This is a genomic window from Phreatobacter sp. (genome assembly GCF_022843985.1).
In the GTDB taxonomy this organism is placed as follows: Bacteria; Pseudomonadota; Alphaproteobacteria; order Rhizobiales; family Phreatobacteraceae; genus Phreatobacter.
Genome location: NZ_JALHMP010000007.1, coordinates 109,758 through 126,447, shown reverse-complemented (window position 1 = coordinate 126,447; position 16,690 = coordinate 109,758). Strand labels below are relative to the sequence as shown.

The 16,690-nt window shown below is 63.8% G+C and carries 15 protein-coding genes and 1 pseudogene; 6 read left to right on the top strand and 10 right to left on the bottom strand.

Going from position 1 to position 16,690, the window contains the following annotated elements; translation table 11 throughout:
* Positions 1-142: 142 nt before the first annotated feature.
* Positions 143-367, top strand: a pseudogene (locus tag Q0C57_RS07060) (FAD-dependent oxidoreductase); the annotation flags it as partial.
* A gap of 757 nt (positions 368-1,124) precedes the next feature.
* Here Q0C57_RS07060 and Q0C57_RS07055 read toward each other — a convergent pair.
* Positions 1,125-2,114, bottom strand: coding sequence for a tripartite tricarboxylate transporter substrate binding protein (locus Q0C57_RS07055; protein ID WP_296574106.1), 990 nt, complete (start codon positions 2,112-2,114; stop codon positions 1,125-1,127).
* Positions 2,115-2,197: 83 nt separating this feature from the next.
* On the opposite strand from Q0C57_RS07055, the gene Q0C57_RS21120 reads away from it, so the two are divergent.
* Positions 2,198-2,728 (top strand): tripartite tricarboxylate transporter TctB family protein, encoded by a 531-nt coding sequence (locus Q0C57_RS21120; protein WP_366937809.1) that lies wholly within the window; start codon positions 2,198-2,200, stop codon positions 2,726-2,728.
* Between the two features lies 1 nt (position 2,729).
* Positions 2,730-4,187 (top strand): tripartite tricarboxylate transporter permease, encoded by a 1,458-nt coding sequence (locus Q0C57_RS07050; RefSeq protein ID WP_296574103.1) that lies wholly within the window; start codon positions 2,730-2,732, stop codon positions 4,185-4,187.
* Here Q0C57_RS07050 and Q0C57_RS07045 read toward each other — a convergent pair.
* Both Q0C57_RS07045 and Q0C57_RS07040 read right to left on the bottom strand, forming a co-directional pair.
* Positions 4,156-4,446, bottom strand: coding sequence for a hypothetical protein (locus tag Q0C57_RS07045; protein WP_296574101.1), 291 nt, complete (start codon positions 4,444-4,446; stop codon positions 4,156-4,158). The genes Q0C57_RS07050 and Q0C57_RS07045 overlap by 32 nt on opposite strands.
* A gap of 165 nt (positions 4,447-4,611) precedes the next feature.
* Positions 4,612-5,562 (bottom strand): AraC family transcriptional regulator, encoded by a 951-nt coding sequence (locus Q0C57_RS07040; RefSeq protein ID WP_296574098.1) that lies wholly within the window; start codon positions 5,560-5,562, stop codon positions 4,612-4,614.
* Between the two features lie 160 nt (positions 5,563-5,722).
* Here Q0C57_RS07040 and Q0C57_RS07035 point away from each other — a divergent pair, with 160 nt between their 5' ends.
* From Q0C57_RS07035 to Q0C57_RS07025, 3 genes are all read left to right on the top strand, one after another.
* A complete protein-coding gene (locus Q0C57_RS07035) occupies positions 5,723-5,965 on the top strand; it encodes a hypothetical protein (protein WP_296574095.1) in 243 nt (80 codons plus the stop codon).
* Positions 5,966-5,991: 26 nt separating this feature from the next.
* Positions 5,992-6,867, top strand: coding sequence for a MerR family transcriptional regulator (locus tag Q0C57_RS07030; RefSeq protein WP_296574092.1), 876 nt, complete (start codon positions 5,992-5,994; stop codon positions 6,865-6,867).
* Between the two features lie 684 nt (positions 6,868-7,551).
* Positions 7,552-7,917: a hypothetical protein gene (locus Q0C57_RS07025; protein WP_296574089.1), complete on the top strand. Its 366-nt coding sequence runs from the start codon at positions 7,552-7,554 to the stop codon at positions 7,915-7,917.
* An 83-nt stretch (positions 7,918-8,000) separates the two neighbouring features.
* Here the strand turns inward: Q0C57_RS07025 and Q0C57_RS07020 are convergent, their stop codons facing one another.
* The 7 genes from Q0C57_RS07020 to Q0C57_RS06990 form a co-directional block, all read right to left on the bottom strand.
* Complete coding sequence (locus tag Q0C57_RS07020; protein WP_296574084.1) at positions 8,001-8,798, bottom strand: response regulator; 798 nt, start codon at positions 8,796-8,798, stop codon at positions 8,001-8,003.
* Between the two features lie 104 nt (positions 8,799-8,902).
* Positions 8,903-9,793, bottom strand: coding sequence for a PhoH family protein (locus Q0C57_RS07015; RefSeq protein WP_296574081.1), 891 nt, complete (start codon positions 9,791-9,793; stop codon positions 8,903-8,905).
* Positions 9,794-9,899: 106 nt separating this feature from the next.
* Positions 9,900-11,609 (bottom strand): Cache 3/Cache 2 fusion domain-containing protein, encoded by a 1,710-nt coding sequence (locus tag Q0C57_RS07010; RefSeq protein WP_296574078.1) that lies wholly within the window; start codon positions 11,607-11,609, stop codon positions 9,900-9,902.
* An 85-nt stretch (positions 11,610-11,694) separates the two neighbouring features.
* Entirely contained in the window at positions 11,695-12,906 is a 1,212-nt protein-coding gene (locus Q0C57_RS07005; RefSeq protein ID WP_296574076.1) for a Tad domain-containing protein, read from the bottom strand.
* 456 nt (positions 12,907-13,362) lie between these two features.
* On the bottom strand, positions 13,363-14,046 hold the full coding sequence (locus Q0C57_RS07000) for an ABC transporter ATP-binding protein (protein ID WP_296574073.1): 684 nt from the start codon (positions 14,044-14,046) through the stop codon (positions 13,363-13,365).
* A gap of 1 nt (position 14,047) precedes the next feature.
* On the bottom strand, positions 14,048-15,181 hold the full coding sequence (locus tag Q0C57_RS06995; protein WP_296574071.1) for an FtsX-like permease family protein: 1,134 nt from the start codon (positions 15,179-15,181) through the stop codon (positions 14,048-14,050).
* Positions 15,178-16,332 (bottom strand): efflux RND transporter periplasmic adaptor subunit, encoded by a 1,155-nt coding sequence (locus tag Q0C57_RS06990; RefSeq protein ID WP_296574068.1) that lies wholly within the window; start codon positions 16,330-16,332, stop codon positions 15,178-15,180. Before Q0C57_RS06990 ends, Q0C57_RS06995 begins: the two co-directional genes overlap by 4 nt.
* Positions 16,333-16,690 lie beyond the last annotated feature (358 nt).

Sequence of the window (16,690 nt, the reverse complement as noted above, 5' to 3'; positions counted from 1 at the left end):
CAACGACAGACGACCGGCGGTCGGTCCTTGTTCGGCTGACGGGCCGCCGCGTGCGGGAGGAGACCCGTGTTGCCCACTTCAGACACGATCAACGTCGCCGTCATCGGCGGCGGCAGGACCGGTGTGACCACCGCCTACAGCCCCGCTCATCACCTGGTGCCGGCGCCACTTTCCCGGCATGAGCACGCGGCAGGCGGTGCCTTGGGCCGGCCTGCGCCCGATGATGCCGGATATGATGCCGCGGGTAACGAGAGGGCGAGATCCGCGCGTCCTCTACAATACGGGCCACGGGCATCCGGGGTGGACATTGTCGACCGCAACGGCGGAGGCCGTCAGCGCGCTGGCGACGGCCAGGCCCAACGCCTGATCCATGGCACCGGTACTGAGGAGCCGGCCGCTGGTGTGGCAGCTGGCCCTCGACATCGTTCCCCTGGACCGATGCAGCGGCGGGGGAAATCAGGGCCGGTCATGCGCCATGGGGGCTGACTGCGGTGGTCGCGCGGCATGGTGGTAGCCGGGTTGCAGTTTCCAGGGTAGCAAGCGTGCCGGCTGCCCCGGACTATCTCACTACATCGCTTCGATGACGATTTCCTCAGCCAACGGAGGTCAGAGCCTCGAAGTCACGTTGGGAGCGGAACGCATAGATCTCACGATCTTCGCGGACGAATTCGAAGCCGTCCTTGATCGTTCAAGTCCCGCGGACGGCACAGAGGAGATCCGCCCCTTCGCCAATAGCGCGCGCTTGCCGCTCTCCAAGCATGCGCGGCGGCCGACCTCGGAAGTGCCAGGCGCGCAGTAAGCTGAGCTTCGAACGCGGCGGCAGGCCATGTTTCGCAATCTGCCCTCACACTGACCGCAACGGCGTCTTGTCATAGGCACGTGGGCGAATCCTCGGGGAGCATTCATCCTGCGCGGGCTTTATGGCGTCTGAGGGGGCCCGAAGCGCGGAGGCCCAGCTACGCCGGGCTTCCGGTTGCGTGCAGGTCCCAGAGGCTCGCAGGGTCTGCTCTCGGACGGGCTTTGCGCCTCGAACGATGTCTCCGGGGAGAACGCGGTCCCAGGACGTTCGGCCGCGACTTCGCGGTGCGGACAAAATCGCCCGCGCCGCGAATGGCCGCTGTCCGTTACCTCCTGCCGATCGCCTCCCGGACGACGGGAATCCACTTGGTCCGCTCGCTTGCATAAAATGCGTCGACCTCGGAGGGCTTCCAGGCGGGGAAATAGGTCGACGCCAGGGCATCAAGCCGCTGGCGAACAACCGGCATCGCCAGCACTGAGGCGACCTCGGCATTGATGCGCTCGGCAACGGCCTGGGGCAAACCAGCCGGAGCAGCGATCGAATTCCACGTTTGAGCCTCGAAACCGGGCAGTCCAGCCTCGGCGACCGTGGGGATATCGGGCGCAGCTGCGCTGCGTTCCCTGGATGTGATCGCAAGGCCGCGCACCGCGCCGGACTTCAGCTGCGGAATCGCGGTGACGGCCACGTCGAACATGTGGCCGAGGCGGCCGGCAATGACGTCCTTCATAGCATCCGAGCCAGCATTATAAGGGACATGCTCGACCACGATTCCGGCCGCGCGAGCCCAGAGCATGCCGGTGACATGCGTGGTGGTACCAAGCGGACCGGAGCCATACTGCACTTTGCCGGGGTTGGCCTTCAGATAGGCAATGTAGTCCTGCATGGTTCTGGCCGGATGGTCCGCCTTGACGGTCAGGATCATCGGCACCGCGTTCATCATGGCAATGCCGCGCAGCGTTCGCGGCAGGTCGACCGGCATCGGATCGAACGTCGCCATGTTGAAGACGAGCTGCGATGACGTGCCGACAAGTAGGGTATAGCCGTCCGGTGCCGCGCCGGAGACCATTTCCGTGGCGCGCATGCCCGAATTCTGCGGAACAGCCTCCAGGAGGATTCGCTGGCCGAGCCGCTTCTCGAGTTCGGCGGCAATGACCTGCGCAACGATATAGGCATTGCCGGACGCAGCCGAGGCTGTAATCAGCCGGAGTGGTTTGTCTGGCCAGGCCGCCTGCGCGCGCGTGGGGAGCATGGCGAGCGAAGCCATGCCGGCCATGATAAAATTACGACGGTCCAGATACGGCCTGATCGACGCCATTCGCTTCCCCTTTGTTGGACAATATGATCTGAAGAACAACAAAGACGAGAACGTCAAGCGAAAAGCGCACTCTAGAATGAGGTTTGAATTTGATAAATTCTAAAGAAGGCGCAAAGACAGTCGTTCGCTCTGCGCAAGACCGCGGTGTTTTGGTTGTTGTTGTTGTAACCTGCGCAGTCTTCTCTGCGATCATCCTTGCAAGCGCGGTTCATTTGCCGGCGCCGCTATCGGGTCGTCTGCATCCCGCGCTGGTACCAACCGCTCTCGCCGTGCTTGTTCTTGCTAGTGCCGCTGCTGTGGCCGCGGCTGTTGCGACCAGGGGTCGACGGGCCCCTGTTCTCCACGAAGCTGCGTCCCATGCGCCCACTTCGTTCCGTTCGATCGCTTCAGCGCTCCTGTCGCTCGCCATCCTCGCTTTGGGTGTGCGCGCGGCAGGGCTTGTCCCGTCGGTGATCGCGGCCGGGACGGTGGCGGCGCTCGGCGTGTCCGGGGTCGGCGTCGTGCGGGCGTTGGCCATCGGGGCCGGGCTGTCGGTCGTCACGGCACTGATCTTCGTTGTCGCACTGCGACAGCCGCTGCCGCTTTGGCCGGCGCATTCCGCGTTTGGTTTCTGACATGGAAGCGATGCTTGCCGGTGTGGCCGCCAGCTTTGCCCCCGTCAATCTTTTCTATGCCGCCCTCGGCGCGCTGATCGGCACGATCGTCGGCGTGCTGCCGGGGCTCGGACCCGTCGCGACCATTGCACTGCTTTTGCCGGTCAGTTTCCAGATGAGCCCTGCGGGGGCGATGATCCTGCTCGCGGGCGTTTATTACGGGGCGCAGTACGGCTCCTCGACCACGGCGATCCTGATCAATGTACCCGGAGAGGCTTCTGGGGCGATTACGGCGCTGGAAGGACATCGCCTCTCCCGCGCCGGCAAGGCCCCCGAGGCCCTTGCAGTGGCAGCCCTTGCCTCCCTCGTGGCCGGCTTGCTGTCGGCGCTCGTGCTGGCAATCGCGACTCCGCCTCTTGCCGCGCTTGCCCTGGGCATCGGACCTGCCGACACAGCCGCCCTGCTGATGGGCGGAGCCGTGCTGGCGGTGCTGGTCGGAGGCGCCAGCGCCGCCAAGGGACTGTTGATGCTGGGGGTCGGGGGATTGCTCGGACTCATAGGGACGGCGGGGGGCGACGGGCAGCCGCGCTTCACCATGGGCCTTGCTGACCTGCGCGACGGGATCGACTTCACGCCCTTGGTGGTCGGCTTGTTCGGCTTCTCTGAGATTCTCGCCCTAATGGCCCGCGGGCGAGATGTGCAGCCGGTGCATCCGACCCGGTGGTGGCCCGGCTGGTCCGCCATTCGCGGGTGGTTTGCCCCTTCCATCCGCGGGGCGGGCATCGGTTCTCTGGTCGGTTTGTTGCCTGGCGCCACCACCCTGTTCGCGGCTTTTTGTGCCTATGCACTGGAACTCCGGCTGAAAAACGTTGGACGAGAGATTCCAACGCTCCATGGTGTCGCCGCCCCGGAAGCCGCCAACAATGCGGCCGCCCAATCCAGTTTTGTCATGCTGTTCGGACTGGGCCTTCCCGCCAACGCGGCGACAGCCGTTCTGATCGGCGCCATGATGATCCACGGGCTGCCGCCGGGCCCAGCACTGTTCACGACGCATCCGTCCCTATTCTGGACATTTATCGGCAGCCTGATCGTCGCGAACATTGTGCTGGTCGCGCTCAATCTGCCGCTGATTGGTCTGTGGGCACGGTTGGTCACGATCCCGCCGGCGGTGCTTGCGCCCGCCATTCTCGTCGTGTCCGGCCTCGGGGTGCTGGCATCGACTGGCAAGCCCTTCGATGTTCTCTCTCTGGGCGTGTTCGGGTTGTTTGGCTATGCAGCGCGGCGCGCCGGTTTTCCGCTATTGCCTTTGCTGATGGGCTACGTCATCGCTGCGCCCTTCGAGGATCACCTTCGTCGGGCCATCACCCATGCGCGTGGCGATTGGCTGGCACTGGCCGCACAGCCCGGCGTCATCGGTCTTGTTGTCGCCATCGGGACGGCGATGATTTTCATCGGGTGGCGGCTGAAGCGTGGTCGCTAGATCGTGCGGCCAAACCCGATCCGGCATGGATCATTGTGGGTTGCACAAGCCAGAGCAGGCTGGACGCGCTCTTGTCGTAGCCGGTCGCCACGCGGCGTGAGTTGTCGATCTTGCTGAAGAAGCGCTCGCTGGGGTCGCGCATCGCGTAGGCCGTCCTCTCGATCGTGAGCCGGACCTTTCGGTCGGGCCTTGTCGGGATCCCCGGATCGATGGCGCGCCGTTCGAGATCGGGGCCGATGGAGTCGCTGGAGGCAGACATCGGCGGATTTGGGAATCCTGTTTGCCCCATCCCGCGGGTCGTGGGCGTTCAGCAGGTGCTGCCGCCCGTCGCGGACCCTTCAGATGTCGGTCGGCGACCGGCCACGTCCACCAGAGACGGGGAAGGGCCGCCGGAGAGAACGGCCTGACCGGCAAAGGGGCACAGTCACGGATCACGGCCGAATTCGTTCCGAAAATAGATCTTGAACAGGCGCCAATGCGCGAAGCCCCACCGCATGGCGATGCGTTTCACATTGGCCTGCGGACCGATCGCCGCCAATTCGTCCTGCACTTTCCGCAGTCTCAACCGCCGCAGATACTGCATCGGGGTGCAATCGAACCTGTCCCTGAACGCCAACTGGAGGGAACGGACGCTGACCCCGACCGCATTTGCGATATCTTCGACAACGATAGGGTCCTGCAGATGGGCGGCGATGAAGTCGGTTGCCCGCATCAGTTTCGAGGCTTCGGCGGACGAGGCGGCGGAGTGCATGCTGTCGGAGTAGTTGTGCTGCAGGAAGTTCACGACGTACTGCATGATGGCATCGGCCGTGCTCGATAGAGCCAGCGGACTGGCGCCGAAGTCCGGCGACCGCATGGTCGTCTCGAAAAGGCTTAGCAGGTATGACGCGAAGAAGCTGTGACGCGGGTCCGCCAGTGAGAAAACGGGTTCGAAAGCGATGCGCTTCTTGGGCTGATAGCCTAGGTTCCGCGCCACTGCGCGTTCGACATTAGGATACGGCATGGAGAGCTGGATATCCGACCAGCCGCCGCTCGTATGACCCCGCGTCACCTGACGCATGTCGACCACCGTTCCGAAGCCGAGGCGACAATGGTAAGTGTCGTGCCCCGCACGCGTCAGGGAATGGCAGTCCGAACGGGGAATAATGATCTGCATGTTCTGGGACGGTACCTGGGCCGTGAACCCGTATCCTCCATCGGATCGAGCACTAAGGAGCGTCAGGTCGGCGAAGTGATAGAAATCCGCGTGCCAGAATGACAGGTTCTCCTGGCTGGTCAGGCGATAGACCTGCCCCCATTGGTGAGCGAAGAAATCTTCCACTGCGCTGACCGAATCGCAGCGCGCGCTGTAGGCGACAACAGGGATATCGATCATTCTTTCCGATCCCAGATCCCGACAGGAGCCACGGTAAGTGGCGGACCCTTCGCATTCAACAGAATAAATGCGAATTTCTACGAATATTAGCGCATCGCCGCATCCGCGATAAATTTACGATGTCAACAGATAATAACGTCAATGTATATGAGGGCATCCAATGATCGTACCCTTTCGCGACGCGCGCCAATTGAAATCTTATCCAGCTCGTCATCTCATCAATGCTGCAAGTGAATTGCTTAATTTTGCACAGCAGATGGAAAGGGACTGCGAGGAAGAAGAGGACCGCGTTCAATTTCTGCTGAAAAGCCAAGACATCATCAAACGAATCGAGATCATGGCGACCGACCTCTTGTCCTACAAGGCCGCGCGAACCTTCGAAAACCTGGGCCGCAGGCGGTAGCCGACTCTCCGGCAGGAGACACCGCAATGGCTTATGACATCTCTGCCATGGCCCGGCAGGCGAGCGTTTCCGTCTCGACGATCCGTGCCTGGGAACAGAGATATGAATTGGTTCGCCCGGCAAGATCCGCCAGCGGCCATCGCCTCTACAGCGACAGCGATGCCGAGCGCGTCGTCCTGTTCAAGGAACTCACCGACCTTGGTCACCGTCCCCGGGACCTTGCTTGTCTCCCCACCCACGAGCTCGCGCGAATGCGCGTGGCGGCTCCGGCCGAGTCGCTGATTTTCGGGCAGTTGGTCTCCGCCCTGGAAACGGCCATGCGGCAGCGGGATCGTGCCAGTTTCCAGCGGCACCTGGTCGCCGCTTTCACACTCCTGACACCGGTCGAGGCGACCGGCCTCTATTCCCTGTGCCTGCAACGAATCGGCACGCTTTGGGAGGACGGCACGTTTTCTGTCGCCGACGAGCACATCTTCTCCTTCACGGCCCGGAACGTGATCATCGCGGCCACCCAGACCCGGCCGACGTTCATCGATGCGGCCCCCATTGGCTTTGCCACTCTCGAGGGGGAGCAGCACGAGCACGGTCTGCTCGCGGGTGCCTTCCTCGCCTCGTGTGCCGGCATGCAGACTGTCTATTTCGGCACGTCCGTTCCCCTCGGCGACCTCGCCGAGGCCGTCCGCCGGAACGCGTTGAAGGCCCTCCTGATCAGCGTGGTTCACGTCGACGACATCGATGGCCTTGGCAGCAAGGTCGTTGAACTCGCCCGGTTGCTTGCCGATGGGACGCAACTGTGGCTGGCCTGCGCGACACGCTTCAGAGCAAACTTCACGGACATCAAGGGCATCGCGTTGCTCCACAGCCATGCCGAACTGCGGGCGAAGCTCGCCCCGATCCGCTAAGTGCCCTCGGCCCATCGGCGCGGCCTGCCTTCCGGTCCCTGCCCGGCAACCGCAGGAGACGAACGGCCCGTTGTCGCCAGAAGCAGGATCGTGACGGTCGCTCCGCCGCGCAGCGGATGCTTCAACCTTCCGGTTCAGCGGCCAGGCCGGGCTGCAACGATTGCGGGACGGGGATCCGCATCACCCAGATCTTTGTAAAGCCACTGTAAAAGCCGCAGCTCTACACGACTTATACAACAAACAATGACCGCTACGATTCACAACACACACTATAAAAACGTCATATGACGAAGACGTGTGAATTAATGTCTCGTCAATGCATGGCCCTCACAATCATGAAAGCACTACTTACTCTACGTCACACTAAGGATAAACACGATGCTCCCCGCTGGTCCCGCGTCCAGAATGGCCGCCCTGGAACAATCGCAGGCGTTCATCGGGTCTCGCTCCGACGGGACGATCCTCACGGCGACGGCCCTGGTTATGCCAACGCTCGCCTCTGACCTGAAGAAGAGCGTCGGAAAGAATCTGGTGAAGTTCCCGACCTCCACCGGTCGTGGATCCGACGCCACCTTGCGCTTCCGGAACGAACTGCGCGCTGGGCGATCTCATGTCGCCGCGTTCAGGCGGATCCCGTGCGTCCGCGCAGCCTCCATTGATCTTGCCTAAGAGGGAAATGAACCGATGTCGGTCAAACAAAAAATGCGGACTGCCGCGCTCATTGATCAGTCGAAGACCAACCTTCACGCCTTTGCAACTCTCATCGAACGTGTGAATGACCTGAGGAAGTCGACGCTGCATGACGACATGCCGGACGACGAGCTGGTGGCGCTCGCAGCCAATTTCACCGCCGCGATGGAACATCTCCTTTTGGCCAATCTGCAATATGCGACATGGACGATCCGCGAGGTCAGGGATTCCGGCGATCTGGTCGCGGTAGGGCCCACCCAGCAGATCGAACTGGGGCCATGCTTCTCGGACGCCAACAGTCCATGCAGGACCATCAGCTTCACCGCCGCTCTGGCACGGCGGCAAAAGCCTCTCAACTGAGTTCGGTATCGCGCCCTGCTGCGCGAAGGTCCGGTCTCGGCAACACTGCCCCTGGTTCGACTGGCAAGCCGGACCAGGGCCGTCTACATGAGGGCCGGATGGGGCAGACCCTTGAGGTCATGCAGCATAGCATCGAGCTGCCGCGCGTAGAAGGGCTTCTTGAGAGTCGCGAACCGACTGTCCTCGGCAAGACCCGACAGAGCCGCCGAAACGATCACGATCTTCGTGTCCGGGTTCACAGCCCGGATGATCCGGGCCGTCGCCAGACCGTCCAGTCCGCCCATATGCAGGTCGATGAAGACGAAGTCGGTGGGAGCCCGGGCAAAAAGCTCTATGCCTTCGACACCATCGGCGGCCTCGACCACGTCCACCCGGAAGATCGAGCGGTCGAAGATCCGCTTCATCAGCCGGCGGGCGGTGCCGCTATCATCGATGAGCAAAGCGGTCGAACGTGCCCTCACCTTCTGAAAGGCATCAAGCGCGCGATGGACGTCCAGCGTCGAGACGGGCTTGCCGATGAAATCATAGGCACCGAGGGCGCGCGCCTCGCTGCGATCGAGCGCAGTCCGGCTGCCGGACACCACGACGACAAAGGTTCCCATGCCCTGCTCGCGGGCCGCTCGCACCGCGTCGAGACCTGACGACGTCCCGAGCGCGATGTCGACAAAGGCGAGATCGTAAGCGTTCGTCGCCAGCTCCCGCAGGAGATCCTCGCCACGGGCGACGATCCGGACCTCGGTGGGATAGGAATAATCCGCCAGGGCCGCCTCGAGACGGGCCCGGCACCCCGGATTGTCCTCGGCGATCAAGATCGACCAGGAACCGTCGACGAAGACAATGTCCGACGCCTCGGTAGGGACCGCTTGTTCATCCGGTGTCATGGTCAATCCGAGCTTCCTGTGGCAGTCCGACCAGGGCTGCCGCCGATGACATTGGGTGCCCGAAACAGCTCGCGTCCCATCCGGGTCGCCGGCGGGATCGGGGGCTAGAGGGTGCGGGGGAACGCCTTGGTATAGAGCTGTTCGAGGCGGGCGACTGTCGCGTTGCGGACGATGTGGCCAGCCGCGATGCTGACGACATCGGCAATGTCGGTGCCGCTCACCAGACCGATCAGGTGTTGGAAGCCCGAAGCCTCGCCATCGGGAAGCGCGGCGTGCAGCGGATCACCCAGAATGACCATCCGGGATCGCCGGCCGAGCCGTGCGACGACCATCCTCATCGTCTGGACCGTGAGATTCTGTGCGTCGTCGACAACGATGAAGGCATCGTTGAAGGTTCTTCCGCGCATCTGGCCAATCGGGACGATCTCTATCAGTCCAGCGTCGCGCCGGTGTTGGAATTCGCCTGCCCCCAAGAGCTCCTTCAGCTCATCCTCCAGTGGAACGAGCTGAAAATCACCGACGAGCTCAGCCCTTGCGACAGCAGGGATCCTATCGCCCGACTCGAAGGCGTGAGGCCGCGACAGAACAAGCTTCTTCCGTGCATGGGACGCCACGGCGCTGATGCCCGCAGCGACCGCAATATGGGTCTTGCCGCTGCCGGTCGGCCCGGTCGCAAGGACCAGATCGCGATCACCATCCAGAAGGGTCTGCATGAACAGGACCTGGCTCAGGGAGAGAGGTCGCAGGGGATGGGGCAGTCCAACGAGACGGAAGGCGAGATCATTGCGAAGAGCGATCCCCACCACATCGGCCGCAACCGATGGCAGTCCATCCATCGTCGGTTGCCGGTCGCAGCGCTCGAACATCTGCGCGACCAGCCCAACCCCGATGGGATGCCCCGTCAGAGTGACTTTACGGTCCAGAATGGATGTCTCGATCGCGAAGGGACGCACGGCCTCTGCGAAGACCTGGAACGGTGAAGAACGAGGGCTCACGGGCCAGAGGCCCGCAAGCTTGTCGCCAACCTCAAGGGTCAAGACCTGAGGAATGGGAGGCCGGCTTCCCGACACGCTGGCGCAACCTGGGAGCATGGCACGGCACTCAGGCGTGCCGCACGGTGGCGAGGAACGAGTCCACCTGCCGCTTGAGGCGCTCGGCCTGGGAAGAGAGTTCACCCGATGCATCGAGGACCTGGCCCGCCGATTGTCCGGTCGCCACCGCCCCCTCGTTGACGGCAACGATCGACGAAGACACTTCCACCGTGCCGCGGGCAGCCTCCTGGACGTTTCGCGCGATCTCGCGCGTCGCGGCCCCCTGCTCTTCCACGGCAGCGGCGATGGCGGTCGCGATGTCCGCGACATCGACAATGGTCGCGCCGATGGCCTGGATCGAGGCGGCCGCCTCGCGCGTGGCGCCCTGCATCGCCTGGATCTGGGTGCCGATGGCCTCGGTGGCCCGGGCGGTCTGACCGGCGAGAGCCTTGACCTCGCTGGCGACCACCGCAAAGCCCTTGCCGGCCTCACCTGCCCGCGCCGCTTCGATCGTGGCATTGAGGGCCAACAGGTTGGTTTGCTCGGCGACCGCGGTGATGAGTTTCACGACCTCGCCGATCTTCGACGCTGCGTCCAGCAGTTCCGTAACCTTGAGGTCGGTGGTCTTGGCTTCGGCGACAGCGGCATTGGCCTTCTGCATCGAATGCTGGACCTGCCGGGATATCTCTTCCACTGAGGACGTCATCTCGTCGGTGGCGGCCGCCACCGCCTGGACGTTGCCAGAGGCCTGCTCGGATGCGGCCGCGACCGTGCCCGACCTCCCCTGGGTCGCCTCTGCCGTGGTGGCCAACGTCTGGGCCGCCGCTTCGAGCTGGGTGGACGCCGACGTCACCGCAGAGACGACGTCGACGACCGTCCGGTCGAACTCCTCGACGGCCGAGGCGAGAACGATGGCACGGTTCTCCTTGGCGGTGCGGTCTTCGGCCTGTTCCGCCGCGATCCGCCTCGCCTGAAGGGCGTTGTCGCGGAAGACCGCGAGAGCACGGCTGAGATCGCCGATCTCGTCCGCCCTGTCGGAAACGACGACGGGCGTGTCGAGGTCGCCGTCTGCGACGCGGTTCAGGGAAGCCGTCGCGGCGGACAGCGGCCTGGTCGCTCGCTGGACGATAACCGCGGCAGCAAGGCCGAAGACGGTGGCGATGCCGAGGAGCGCGACGATCAGGGCGAAGAGCGTCTGTCGAGCGGCGGCCGCCAGCTCTTCGGTCGGAATGCCAATGAAGAGAACGCCGATCACCGAGCCCTCTGTATTGAGCACGGGCTGATAGGCCGTGAGATAAGGCCTGCCGAACAGGTTTGCCGGCCCGTAATAGGGCTTTGCTTGCCGCAGGGACGCCTGGGCAGGATGGTCAGCCGCCAGCGACGTTCCGATGGCGCGCTCGCCGTTCTCCTTTTTGAGATTGGTCGACCGCCGGATGAACGCGCCCCTGTCGTCGGTCACGAAGATTGTCGCGACGCCACCGCCGGCCTGTACATTGAGATCGACCAGCGCGTGTTCCGCGAAGGTCGGCATCGCAGCCGCCCTGACGGTGGCGAGACGATCGGCCTCAATCGTGAAGTCGATGCCCTCCGCCGAGCGGGACAACAGGACGGCAAGGGTGCGCAGGCTTGTCCGGGCCTGGCTCATCGCCGTTTTGTCATTCTGCTGCTGCATCTGCACCCAGGCGAGAGAGGTCAGAGCCAGCGAGGTCATGGCGATGAGCATCACGGCCAGGACGACGGCCTTGCCTCGGATCTTGAGCTTGGGCATGAGCGACGGCATTGAACATCCTCGATAAAATCAATGGTCTTGTCAGTTCTGTGGGGCGGACCAGCGTCGCGTCGGGGAGCGCGGGGCGGGTCTGGGATCATTGCACCAGTCTGACCATATCCACGGCCGGGCTGCCGCGACCGGGCAGCGTCGGTGTGGACAGCCGCCAGTCCAGCGCGTTGAAGATGATCGTGTTGCCGACGATCTGGACCTTCGATCCGATGACGGTCGACGTGGAGTTCCAGGTGAGATTCCGGCGCGGCAGGTAGATCAGTCCGGATATCTCTTCGCTGACCGACGAGTTGAAGACATATTGTACTGTCGACGTCCCCGTTGTCGGTCCGGGGCTGGGCTCGAACATCAGGATATTCGCGTAGGGACCGGTCGTCGGTGCGGTCAGGCGCGAGGTCAATCGACCATTGAAGCGGATTTCGGAACCGGTGTCGGGAAAGAAGAAGGTGACGCCGGCGCCCTCCACCACGGCACCCGCGTTGATGATCATCCTGCCCTTGATGATGTGCAGACCGGGCTGGAACACGACCCTCGGCGACCCGTTGAACGTCAGGTTGCACCAGACGGAGCCCGCCGGCATCACATGGGGGGCGCCGCGCGGGGGCGGATCAAAGACGCTTCTGGTGTTGCTGCAGGCGCCCACCACCGGATTCGGCAGGGCATCCACATAGGGGTCGGTGGCCGCAGGGCAGCCGAGCTCGATGGGCATCGGGTTCGACGTGTTCTTGATGATGTTCGTTCCCTGAAGGCAGAACCTCTTGAGTTTCAGGGTCGTACCGGCATTGAAGATGGCGGCCGGCGACGCCGTGGAGCGGACATGCACCTCGCAGTCGGGGGCGTCGATCCTGGCATTGGAGTTGACCAGCAGAGCCTGCCTGGCTGTCGGTGCAAGCGCGATGATGCAAGGCTGGCCGGCAGAAGCGGCATTCGACGTCGTACGCAAGGATCTTGCGGTCACTTCGACCTGCACTGTGGAAATGCCGACGAGTTTCATGAAGGTGGTGGGGACCTGCGTCCGAGCCACAGCCTCCAGCGTGTCGCCCCTCAAGATGAAGGAGCGCTCGACATTCCCGATCGTGCTCTGGGAATCGAAGATGTTTTCGGCCGCCAGGGCTTCGGACCCCCGGCTCCGCAAGCCGCCGAGGGCAGCGGCATCAACAATCGCCTGGAGTTTCGTCTTGGTATTCTGCGCCACTGTGAAGTCGACCGCCGATCCGACAGCGAGAAGGACGGGCATCAGAGAAATAGCAAACAAAATAGCCACAGAGGCCTTGTTATCAGACGTGAAAAGACGCATCCGTTGCATCAAGGTGATCCGTGTGAAGTGAACCTCCTCGAAAGTGCGTGCAAATTTAAAACATAAACATAAATTGCAATATCGTTGTTATTTAGGATTTTCGTTTTTGTACAAACGAGCAAGGCTTAGCGTCGGACGATCGCCTCTCGAAGGACGCGTATCAGCGTACATTCAAGACCGAGGTCCTGATAAGCACGACTGGGGATGGCCCCAGACACTATCGTTCAAGGCATTTCGGGCAAACGACGACCACGGATAGCGGGGGTATCCGGGGTTCACCCGTATAGCTCGGCTCATGCGGTAGTCATCGGGTGTCGGGCCCATCACCGCGTTTGCGAGGCAAAGCTGCTGAACCGCGATCGATTCGAACCAGGCCCGGAATCCGATGGAGGATGCACCACCGTCAGCGGTTGGCACGATAGCCTTGAAAGGACTCAAGCCTCTGGTCGGGCTGCTCTAAGCGTCGATACGTCCGTCCCTGAGCGATACCAGCCTGTCGAAGCGCGAGAAGATCTTTTCGTCATGCGTCACGGTGATGATGGATGCCTCATTCTCGACGGCGACGCGGCGGAGCAGGTCCATGACGATGCGGGCCCGTTCGGAATCGAGGGCGGCGGTGGGCTCATCGGCCAGAATGACCCTTGGCTGGTTGGCAAGGGCGCGGGCAATCGCCACCCGCTGCGCCTCGCCGCCCGAGAGCTGGGCCGGCATGGCTTTGCGCCGGTGGGAGACCTCCAGATAGGTGAGGAGTTCGTCGGCCCGCGCTGTCGCCGCCTGCTCGCTCTGACCGGCCAGCCGCAGCACCAGAGCGACATTCTCCACCACCGACAGGAAAGGCAGGAGATTGTGCGCCTGGAAAATGAAGCCGATGCGCTCAAGCCGCATGCGGCGAAGGTCGCGCGTCAGCCATTTCCTGTCGAAGACAACCTCGTCATTGAGCACCAACTGCCCGGCGGAAGGCTCCAGGATACAGCCGATGACGTTGAGCAATGTGGTCTTCCCCGAACCGCTCGGCCCCTTGAGGCCGACGACCTCGCCGGCCATGACGTCGAGGGAGACGTCGACGAGTGCGTCAACCCGGGCCTCGCCCTCGCCAAAATGCTTGGAGACATTGCGGACGCTCACCAGCGGCTTTGGCATGTCAGCCTCCCAGCGCCTTGGCCGGATCGACCTTGAGCGCGAGCCTGACGCCGAGGCCGCTGGCCAGAATGCAGACCGCGAGGATGACCAGCGCCAGAACGCCAACGTCGGAGGGCTCGATCACCACCCGGCGGGGAAACCGGTCCTTGATGGTGAGGATCAGCGCGAGCCCGAAGCCGAAACCGATCACGCCCATGGCCAGGGCCTGCTGGACAATGAGCCCGATAATGACTCTGTCCGGCGCCCCGATGAGCTTGAGCGTGGCGATCTCGCGCAGCTTGTCGATGGTCAATGTATAGATGATCAGGGCGATGATGACGGCCGAGACGGCGAGCAGCAGGGATGTGAAGAGCCCGATCTGGCGGCGCGCCATTTCCACGACGGAGCGGGTCAGGATCGTCTCCTGCTCCTCCTGGCTGAGGGCATTCAGGTGCTTCCAGCGCCTGATCGTGTCGGCGACGAGCCCGGTCGAAGCATTGGGTATGAGAGTCGCCACCACGGCATTGACGATGTCGGAGGAGCCGCCGGACGCGCCGCGTGCCTGCTCCCGGCGCTGGGCGGACGGGGTGAGATCGAACTGCAGGCGCTGCGAGTCCTTGAGCGTCACATAGACGACGGGATCACCGCCGGAGGCGACCTGGCCGGTCGTGGTTCCGACCACGTGGAAGCGGCTGCGTCCCATCGTCACCACATCGCCGATGGACAGGCCGCCGCGCGCATCGGCGATCATCTCGAAACGAGCCTGCGTGATGGGGCGGCCTTCGGTCAGCAGGCGCGGCCCGCCCGGCCGCCCGGGCTCGAAACCGATCACATAGAGACGCAAGGGGCGATCGCGGAAGCTGGCCTCGACCGACTGGTAGGTAACGGACCCGGAATCCGCGACCCCGGCGATGCGGGCGATCGCCTCGCGCGTGTCGCCCGGGATGCGGGAGGCTTCGGCGAAGGGGCCGCGGCTCTTGGCCTCCACCACCCAGATCTGGGCGGCCGGCGCGCGCGCAATGCCGAGCGCATCGGCGACCAGCCCGCGATAGATGCCGATCATCGACATGACGACGCCGAGGAGAAGGCTGAGCCCGAGGCAGGTCAGCAGGAAGCGTCCGAGATTGTGCCGGATGTCGCGCAGGGCGAGGTTCATGGCACCGTCCGCGCCGTGGCGGTCCGGCCCTCATAGGCGCGCGCATGGCGCTCGATGACAATGGCCTCGCCGGGGAGCACCCCCGTCGCCTCGTGGCGACCGTCCAGTGTCCTTTGGCCGAAGGTCAGGGTGCGGCGGGCGAGGCGCCCGTCGCGGATTACCCATACCGTTCCCTGGCTTTGGCGGAGGCCGTCGATCATGGCTTCCGGAACCAGCACGGTCCGTGGCAGATAGCCGGTCCGGATGGTCACCTCCGCCTGCTCGCCGAGCACGTAGCCATCGGCGGGACAGTCCTGGCAGGTCACATAGACCCGCCGTTCCTCATTCACCCGATCGGCCTCCAGGCCCATTCGGACGACCCGGCCGGAAAAGCTCTGACCAGGCCGCGACCTCAGTCGGATGGTTGCCCGCTGCCCGAGAGCGATGGCGCCTGTCCTGGCCTCGTCAAAATAGGCAAGCACCCAGTAAGTCGCCGGATCGACCAGCGTGAAGATGGTTTCTCCCGCCCCCGCCACAGCCCCGAGTTCCTTGGCTCGGGCGATCACCACGCCCGAGAAAGGTGACCGCAGGGCGTGCTGACTGAGAATGGCCTCCTCGAAAGCGGACTGCGCCCGCGCATCCTCGAGACGCGCCCGCGCCGCGACCACCTCGGCCTGGGCGACGGTCATGTCGGCCCGGGCCGTGGTCTCCGCGAGTTGCGCCTCTTCCGCCTGTTCGATGGAGATCGTGCCGCGCGACAGCAGAGCCTGCCGGCGCTGGTTGGTCTGCTGGCGCTGCGCGTAGACAACGCTGCTACGGTTCGACACCGCTTCCGTCACCATGATTGCCGCTTCGGCATTGGCGACACCGGAACGGGCCTTGGCGGCGCGAGCATCCTGTTCCCGGCTGTCAATGCGCGCCAGAAGCCGTCCGGCCGGGACCACGTCGCCATGGTCGGCTGCCAGCTCCACCAGCGTTCCCGCTTGCTTGAAGCCGACCCGGGCGACCACCTGCGCCTCGACCGTGCCAAGTCCAAAAACCTCGATCGGCACCCCTTCCTCGAGCCCTGCAACCGCCAAGCCCAGCGACTGATAGCGCAGGGACCAGACGACGGCGCCGATGGAACATCCCAGCAGGAGAACCAGGGCAAGCCATTTGCCGCTGCGGAGCATGAGGTCAGTTCCCTTCCGGATGCATTCGTCTTGTCGAATGTCATCCTTCCCACCATGGGAAGGTCAAGGCTTTAGAATGCGTCCCGTCGGTGCCGGGCTTTCCGGGTCCCCCATTCGGCCCGGCACGGGCACAGTGGCGCCATCAGCAACACCCCCCCGACCGCGCCGATGAACGGCTCTCCGGCACCCCCCGTCGGCAAGAGCCTTAGACCCGGGCCATTGCAGCTCCGGCAGGCGCGGAAACGGTTAGCGCTTCGGTTGAGTGGTCCATCTGGCCTGCGGATCGCGGCCACGGCCCGCGCGATCGGCCTGCAGCCCGCAGCAAGGGGGCAGCCGGGCGAGGCCCGCCAATGCCGAT

Excerpts from the sequence above, each read along its gene's own strand:
- Q0C57_RS07055 (WP_296574106.1), bottom strand. The coding sequence starts at position 2,114 with ATGGCGTCGATCAGGCCGTATCTGGACCGTCGTAATTTTATCATGGCC.
- Q0C57_RS07050 (WP_296574103.1), top strand. The coding sequence starts at position 2,730 with ATGGAAGCGATGCTTGCCGGTGTGGCCGCCAGCTTTGCCCCCGTCAAT.
- Q0C57_RS07045 (WP_296574101.1), bottom strand. The coding sequence starts at position 4,446 with ATGTCTGCCTCCAGCGACTCCATCGGCCCCGATCTCGAACGGCGCGCC.
- Q0C57_RS07040 (WP_296574098.1), bottom strand. The coding sequence starts at position 5,562 with ATGATCGATATCCCTGTTGTCGCCTACAGCGCGCGCTGCGATTCGGTC.
- Q0C57_RS07035 (WP_296574095.1), top strand. The coding sequence starts at position 5,723 with ATGATCGTACCCTTTCGCGACGCGCGCCAATTGAAATCTTATCCAGCT.
- Q0C57_RS07030 (WP_296574092.1), top strand. The coding sequence starts at position 5,992 with ATGGCTTATGACATCTCTGCCATGGCCCGGCAGGCGAGCGTTTCCGTC.
- Q0C57_RS07025 (WP_296574089.1), top strand. The coding sequence starts at position 7,552 with ATGTCGGTCAAACAAAAAATGCGGACTGCCGCGCTCATTGATCAGTCG.
- Q0C57_RS07020 (WP_296574084.1), bottom strand. The coding sequence starts at position 8,798 with ATGACACCGGATGAACAAGCGGTCCCTACCGAGGCGTCGGACATTGTC.
- Q0C57_RS07010 (WP_296574078.1), bottom strand. The coding sequence starts at position 11,609 with ATGCCGTCGCTCATGCCCAAGCTCAAGATCCGAGGCAAGGCCGTCGTC.
- Q0C57_RS07005 (WP_296574076.1), bottom strand. The coding sequence starts at position 12,906 with ATGCGTCTTTTCACGTCTGATAACAAGGCCTCTGTGGCTATTTTGTTT.
- Q0C57_RS07000 (WP_296574073.1), bottom strand. The coding sequence starts at position 14,046 with ATGCCAAAGCCGCTGGTGAGCGTCCGCAATGTCTCCAAGCATTTTGGC.
- Q0C57_RS06995 (WP_296574071.1), bottom strand. The coding sequence starts at position 15,181 with ATGAACCTCGCCCTGCGCGACATCCGGCACAATCTCGGACGCTTCCTG.
- Q0C57_RS06990 (WP_296574068.1), bottom strand. The coding sequence starts at position 16,332 with ATGCTCCGCAGCGGCAAATGGCTTGCCCTGGTTCTCCTGCTGGGATGT.